Origin of the sequence: Enterobacter cloacae complex sp. GF14B, from assembly GCF_004136805.1 — a bacterium.
Lineage (GTDB): Bacteria > Pseudomonadota > Gammaproteobacteria > Enterobacterales > Enterobacteriaceae > Enterobacter > Enterobacter hormaechei_C.
Genome location: NZ_QFRV01000127.1, coordinates 1 through 7,082, shown reverse-complemented (window position 1 = coordinate 7,082; position 7,082 = coordinate 1). Strand labels below are relative to the sequence as shown.

Here is a 7,082-nt window from a genome sequence, read left to right as displayed (position 1 = left end):
GTGTTAGGCCTGCCGCCAGCGTTCAATCTGAGCCATGATCAAACTCTTCAATTTAAAAGTTTGATGCTCAATGAATTAAACTTCGTAATGAATTACGTGTTCACTCGTTGAGACTTGGTATTCATTTTTCGTCCGAGGACGTTAAGAATCCATGTCACTTTGAGTGCCCACACAGATTGTCTGATAAATTGTTAAAGAGCAGTGCCGCTTCGTTTTCGCTGCGGCGCGGGGTGTGCATATTACGCTTTCCCGCTTCAGAGTCAAGCGTTTATTTTGCTTTTCTCTGCTGACCCGGCGGCTTGCGTGCCGTTGTTCCGTGTCAGTGGAGGCGCATTATAGGGAGTTCTTCTGAAGTGACAAGCACTAAATACAAAAAACTTTTCGTTCGCTCATTTTTCAAACTCAACGCTTATTAAACCCGCGCATCGTCCGTTAAATGCGCAATTTCACGGGCAAAACTGGCGACCTGAGCCCAGTCGGTATAAACCACTTCTTTACGCGTATCCGTTTCCCCGCCCGTCATTTTCATGATCAGGCGGATCATAAAGCGGTCGTACCAGCGGTAACGCGGGTAACGCAGCGCGCCAGCAAAGACAGAACAGATATCGGGCTGCCATGGCGAACTCAGCAAAAACTTACGCGTATAGCTGTTAGTCTGCGGCGTACGCTTCTCTGCTTTACGGGCAACCAGGTTGACCGAGTAAAACGCGCCAGGCAGCTGAGCGAGTTCCGCCGTATGCTTTTTCACAAAGCGATCCAGCGCCGGATGGAAATGGCCGTAACGAATTGAAGCGCCAATGACCACGCGGTCGTAATCCTGCCAGGCAATCTGCTCTGTGCGATTCAGGTTCACCACATCAGAATAAATGCCCAGCTCTTTGAGTTCAGAAGCCAGATATGAAGCAATCTCACGCGTTTGTCCGTCACGCGTTGAGAAAAGAATTAACGTTTTCACCAATGTCTCCTTACTCACGCCAGAATGTTGGGGTAAACAGCACCAGCAGCGTAAAGACCTCAAGACGCCCAAACAGCATATTGGCGATTAAGATCCACTTCGCCACCGGGTTCATACTGGCGAAGTTATCCGCCACGACGCCCAGCCCCGGCCCCAGGTTGTTTAACGTTGCCACCACAGAGGCGAAGGCAGAGAAATCATCCACGCCCGTGGCGATAATCGCCAGCATACTGACAATAAAGACCAGTGCATAAGCGGAGAAGAATCCCCACACCGCTTCGAGGATGCGTTCCGGCAGCGCGCGGTTCCCCAGCTTAATACTGTAAACCGCATTCGGGTGGACCAGACGTTTCAGCTCACGGTTCCCCTGCTTGAACAGCAGCAGAATACGGATCACCTTCAGACCGCCGCCCGTTGACCCGGCACAGCCGCCGATAAACGCAGAGCACAACAGCAGCACCGGCAGGAACAGCGGCCAACGCGCAATACTGTCCGTGGTGAAACCGGCGGTTGTTGCCATCGATACCACCTGGAAGAAGGCCTGGTTCAGGGTCGTGACCGCCGAGTTATAGACATCGTGGAACCACAGTACCAAGGTACAGATGATCACCAGAGTCAGCTGGACGCCAATAAACATCCGGAATTCCGGGTCGCGCCAGTACACCTTCAGGCTCCGTCCGCTAAGCAACGAGAAGTGTAGACCGTAGTTACAGCCTGAGATCAGCAAAAAGATGGCAATGATGGTATTGATTGTCGGGCTGTCGAAGTAGCCGACGCTGGCATCGTGGGTGGAGAACCCGCCGATAGCAATAGTCGCAAAGCTGTGCCCGATGGCATCAAACGCAGGCATCCCGGCAAACCACAGCGCCAGCGCGCAGGCCACCGTCAGCAGGACATAGATAAGCCACAGGGTTTTCGCCGTCTCCGCAATACGCGGGCGCATTTTGTTATCTTTCAGCGGGCCGGGCATCTCCGCCCGGTAAAGCTGCATCCCCCCGACGCCCAGAATCGGCAGGATAGCCACCGCCAGGACAATGATCCCCATACCGCCGAACCACTGAAGCATCTGCCGGTAAAAGAGAATCGCATGCGGGAGCGAATCCAGCCCCACAAGCGTGGTGGCCCCGGTGGTCGTTAATCCGGAGAACGATTCAAAAAACGCATCCGTGACGGTGAGATTCGGTTGTTCGGAGAAGATAAACGGCAGCGCACCCACGCTTCCCAGTACCGTCCAGAACAGGACCACAATCAGAAACCCCTCCCGGGATTTCAGTTCACCTTTCTCACGGCGGTTTGGCCACCACAGCAGGGAGCCAATCGTCAGCGCGACAAAAAAGGTTTGCGTAAATGCACGCCCCGCGCCGTCCCGGTAGATGAGCGCCACCAGTCCGGGAATGATCATTGTCCCGGAGAAAAGTATGACCAGCAATCCAACGATTCGGGTAATGGCACGAAAATGCATCTCTGCCGCTTCCTTAGGTATTCAAAATTGTGAGGTGGGGATTATTCTTCAATCGGCAGTAATTGCAATGAACCGCGACTAAAATCAGCGAGTTTTGCTGAAAAAGCAGCCAGTTCCGCCTGAGGAAGCGCCACGCGTAATTGCACCATTGCCTGATAATCACTCTGTGCGATGACACCGTTAAACTGTTTAAGCAGTGCTTCGATACCCGATAGCTGGGCGTAATCGCATAACAAAGTATATTCCGTAAGTGGCGTTTTGCGGGTTGTTATCAGAAGATTAAGCGCCTGCTGGACACCACCTCCGTAGGCTTTGACCAGCCCTCCGGTGCCTAACAAAATGCCCCCGTAGTAGCGGACCACGACGGCGGTGATTTCACCCACGCCGCTGCCCATCAACTGGGAGAGCATCGGTTTTCCGGCCGTACCCGCCGGTTCACCGTCGTCAGAAAACCCGAGCTGCTGTGAGTCGTCTGGCGGCCCTGCGACCCACGCCACACAGTGATGGCGGGCATCCGGGTGCTGCGCGCGGACGGACTCGACGAACGCCTTCGCCGCCTCCACGCCGTCGGTATGCGCCAACAGCGTGATAAAGCGGCTTTTTTTGATTTCCTCAACAAAGGTGACCGGCTCGGCCGGTATCAGCCAGCTTTCCATCAGGCCAGCTTCAAATCTCGCGTCATGTTCTCAATGCTGTTCTCGTGAATAACCACGTTATCCTCGATACGAATGCCGCCATAAGGCTTCAGCGCTTCAATTTTCTCCCAGTTGAAGTGCTTGCTGAATTGCCCTTCGCGCCACGGCGCCAGCAGGGATTCAATAAAGTAGATGCCCGGCTCGATGGTCAATACCATACGCGGCGCCAGAACGCGGGTGCAGCGCAGATAAGGATATTTAGACGGTGCCGCCAGGTGCGTGCCGGTATCATCCTGCATAAAGCCCGCGACGTCATGAACCTGCAAACCCAGCGGGTGGCCGATACCATGCGGCATAAATGGCCCGGTCAAATCGTTCTCAACCATCGCCTCTTCGCTCATGTCTTTGATAATCTGATGCTTACGCAGCAGTTTAGCGATGCGCTGATGGAACTGGATGTGATAATCCACGTAGCTGGTTCCGGCCTTCATGGTGCCAATCAGCGCCAGCTGTTCGTCGTTCACGTCTTTAATCAATTGCGCAAAATCGGTATCCGCATTCGCCGCCCAGGTACGGGTCAGGTCTGCCGCATAACCATTGTACTCAGCCCCCGCGTCCAGCAGGAAGCTACGCATCTCAGCCGGAACCTGATGATCCAGTTTGGTGTAGTGCAGAACCGAGGCATGTTCATTCAGCGCCACGATGTTGCTGTACGGCACGTCGGTATCGCGGTGGCCGGTCGCCGTCAGGTAAGCCTGATTGATATCGAACTCGCTCATACCGGACTGGAACGCTTCGTGCGCCGCACGGTGGCCATTCACCGCCGTTTTTTGCGCTTCACGCATGCAGTAAAGTTCGTAGTCGGTCTTGTAGGCGCGATAGTAGTGCAGATAATCCAGCACGCCTTTCGGGTTGAGTTTATCTGCCGGAATATCCAGACCCAGCGCGCGCTCAGGAACCGGACCAATGTAGCCGATGTTGCCGCGCGCCGCTGGCAGCTGGCTGCCTATGCCGTCTGCTTTTGGCAGCGCAATCACGTCAATTTCTTCGGTCCAGAATGAGGTCGGCAGCGGCTCCACGTTGTGCCAGTAATCGACCGGCAGGTAGAACCACAGTTTCGGCTTGTTCACGCCATCCACCAGCAGCCAGCAATTTGGAACCTGCGTGACAGGCACCCAGGCTTTAAACTGCGGGTTAACCTTGAAGGGATAAGCATGGTCATCAAGAAAAGTATTCATCAGCTCGCCGGAGTGGATCAGCAGGGCATCCAGCTTGAAGCGGGCCAGTACATCGCGGGTACGTTCCTGTAGGGTAACGATATGATTTTTATAAAGCGAAGCCAGTGAGTCCATCATTCTTCCTTTCGTTTTTTTGACCTCAAGTCATCGCATCTTAGCACACCTCACTCCGGCTGCGTGATTTCCACCGACCGTGATCAGCGCAGCAATTCCTTAATGACTAATTTGCATTTTATTAACATAAATTCCACACTCCGTTTCATCTGGTATGACCAGATCCAATTGCTGGATTCAGGAGACCGACATGCTCTACAAAGGCGACACCCTGTACGTAGACTGGCTGGAAGATGGCATTGCCGAACTGGTGTTCGATGCCCCCGGCTCAGTGAATAAGCTTGATACCGCGACGGTGGCCAGTCTTGGCCAGGCGCTGGATGTACTTGAAAAGCAATCAGATTTAAAAGGGCTGCTGCTGCGCTCCAACAAAGCGGCCTTTATCGTTGGCGCGGATATCACCGAATTCCTGTCGCTGTTCCTGGTGCCCGAAGAACAGCTGAGCCAGTGGCTGCACTTCGCGAACAGCGTCTTTAATCGTCTGGAAGATCTGCCTGTCCCGACCCTTTCTGCCGTCAACGGTTACGCGCTGGGCGGCGGCTGCGAATGCGTGTTAGCCACTGATTACCGTCTGGCGACCCCGGACCTGCGTATCGGCCTGCCGGAAACCAAGCTGGGCATCATGCCGGGCTTTGGCGGCTCCGTCCGTATGCCGCGCATGCTGGGCGCCGACAGCGCGCTGGAGATCATTGCCGCGGGTAAAGACGTCGGCGCAGAACAGGCGCAGAAAATTGGCCTGGTCGACGGCGTTGTAAAACCTGAGAAGCTTGTTGAAGGCGCACTCGCCATTCTGCGTCAGGCCATTAACGGCGACCTCGACTGGAAAGCCAAACGTCAGCCGAAGCTGGAGCCGTTAAAGCTCAGCAAGATTGAAGCCACCATGAGCTTCACTATCGCCAAAGGCATGGTGATGCAGACGGCGGGTAAACACTACCCGGCGCCGATCACGGCGGTGAAAACCATTGAAGCGGCAGCCCGTCTGGGCCGTGATGACGCCCTGAAGCTGGAAAACCAGAGCTTTGTCCCGCTGGCGCACACCAACGAAGCCCGCGCGCTGGTTGGTATCTTCCTTAACGATCAGTTTGTGAAGGGCAAAGCCAAACAACTCACCAAAAACGTTGAAACGCCAAAACACGCGGCGGTACTCGGCGCGGGCATTATGGGGGGCGGCATCGCCTACCAGTCTGCCTGGAAAGGCGTGCCGGTGGTGATGAAGGACATCAACGAGAAATCCCTGACGCTGGGCATGACCGAAGCGGCCAAGCTGCTGAATAAACAGCTTGAGCGCGGCAAAATTGATGGTCTGAAGCTTGCAGGCGTGATCTCCACCATCCAGCCAGTGCTGGAATACAGCGGTTTCGACCGTGTGGACGTGGTGGTTGAAGCGGTCGTCGAGAACCCGAAAGTGAAAAAAGCGGTGCTGGCCGAAACCGAAGACAAGGTGCGTCCGGAAACCGTGCTGGCCTCTAACACCTCCACCATTCCTATCAGCGAACTGGCGAGCGTGCTGAAGCGTCCGGAAAACTTCTGCGGGATGCACTTCTTTAACCCGGTGCACCGCATGCCGCTGGTCGAAGTGATCCGTGGGGAGAAAACCTCCGACGAAACCATCGCCAAAGTGGTGGCGTGGGCGAGCAAGATGGGCAAAACGCCGATCGTCGTTAACGACTGCCCGGGCTTCTTCGTTAACCGCGTGTTGTTCCCTTACTTCGCCGGCTTCAGCCAGCTGCTGCGCGACGGCGCAGACTTCCGCAAAATCGATAAAGTGATGGAAAAACAGTTCGGCTGGCCGATGGGCCCGGCGTATCTGCTGGACGTTGTCGGCATCGATACTGCCCATCACGCGCAGGCGGTGATGGCGGCGGGCTTCCCGCAGCGCATGCAGAAAGACTATCGCGACGCCATTGACGCCCTGTTCGACGCCAATCGCTTTGGTCAGAAAAACGGTCTGGGCTTCTGGCGCTATAAAGAAGACAGCAAAGGCAAACCGAAAAAAGAAGAAGATGCGGCGGTGGATGGCCTGCTGACCGACGTCAGTCAGCCGAAACGCGACTTCACTGACGACGAGATCATCGCCCGGATGATGATCCCGATGATCAACGAAGTGGTGCGCTGCCTCGAAGAAGGCATTATCGCCAGCCCGGCAGAAGCGGATATGGCGCTGGTGTACGGCCTCGGCTTCCCTCCGTTCCACGGCGGCGCGTTCCGCTGGCTGGATACGCTCGGCAGCGCTCGCTATCTCGATATGGCTCAGCAGTACCAGCACCTCGGCCCGCTTTATGAGGTGCCGGAAGGTCTGCGTAACAAAGCGCGTCATAACGAACCCTACTACACAGCAGTTGAGCCAGCCCGTCCGGTTGGCGCGCTGAAAACGGCTTAAGGAGTCACAATGGAAAAGGTTGTCATTGTTGATGCGATTCGCACCCCGATGGGCCGTTCAAAAGGCGGTGCGTTCCGTAACGTGCGCGCGGAAGACCTCTCCGCGCACCTGATGCGTAGCCTGCTGGCGCGTAACCCGGCGCTGGACCCTGCTGCGCTGGACGATATCTACTGGGGCTGCGTCCAGCAGACGCTGGAGCAGGGCTTCAACATTGCCCGTAACGCGTCCCTGCTGGCGGAGATCCCGCACTCGGTTCCGGCCGTCACCGTCAACCGTCTTTGCGGTTCGTCGATGCAGG

General features: G+C 55.7%; 5 protein-coding genes and 1 pseudogene. 2 read left to right on the top strand and 4 right to left on the bottom strand.

The window, feature by feature from the left end:
* Positions 1-412: 412 nt before the first annotated feature.
* The 4 genes from hemG to pepQ are packed head-to-tail and all read right to left on the bottom strand — an operon-like array spanning position 413 to position 4,404.
* The gene (gene hemG / locus DD606_RS23175) at positions 413-955 is read right to left on the bottom strand and encodes a menaquinone-dependent protoporphyrinogen IX dehydrogenase (protein WP_003860122.1); all 543 of its coding nucleotides are present in this window, start codon (positions 953-955) and stop codon (positions 413-415) included.
* Between the two features lie 10 nt (positions 956-965).
* Entirely contained in the window at positions 966-2,417 is a 1,452-nt protein-coding gene (trkH, locus tag DD606_RS23170) for a Trk system potassium transporter TrkH (protein ID WP_022649737.1), read from the bottom strand.
* Positions 2,418-2,458: 41 nt separating this feature from the next.
* Complete coding sequence (locus DD606_RS23165) at positions 2,459-3,073, bottom strand: IMPACT family protein (protein ID WP_023323863.1); 615 nt, start codon at positions 3,071-3,073, stop codon at positions 2,459-2,461.
* Positions 3,073-4,404 carry a Xaa-Pro dipeptidase gene (pepQ, locus tag DD606_RS23160; protein WP_003860124.1) on the bottom strand — a complete coding sequence of 444 codons (1,332 nt, stop codon included), beginning with the start codon at positions 4,402-4,404 and terminating at the stop codon, positions 3,073-3,075. The genes DD606_RS23165 and pepQ overlap by 1 nt, the downstream gene beginning before the upstream one ends.
* Positions 4,405-4,594: 190 nt before the next feature.
* On the opposite strand from pepQ, the gene fadB reads away from it, so the two are divergent.
* Positions 4,595-6,784, top strand: coding sequence for a fatty acid oxidation complex subunit alpha FadB (gene fadB, locus DD606_RS23150; protein WP_045895515.1), 2,190 nt, complete (start codon positions 4,595-4,597; stop codon positions 6,782-6,784).
* Positions 6,785-6,793: 9 nt separating this feature from the next.
* Positions 6,794-7,082 (top strand): annotated as a pseudogene (fadA, locus tag DD606_RS23145) (acetyl-CoA C-acyltransferase); the annotation flags it as partial.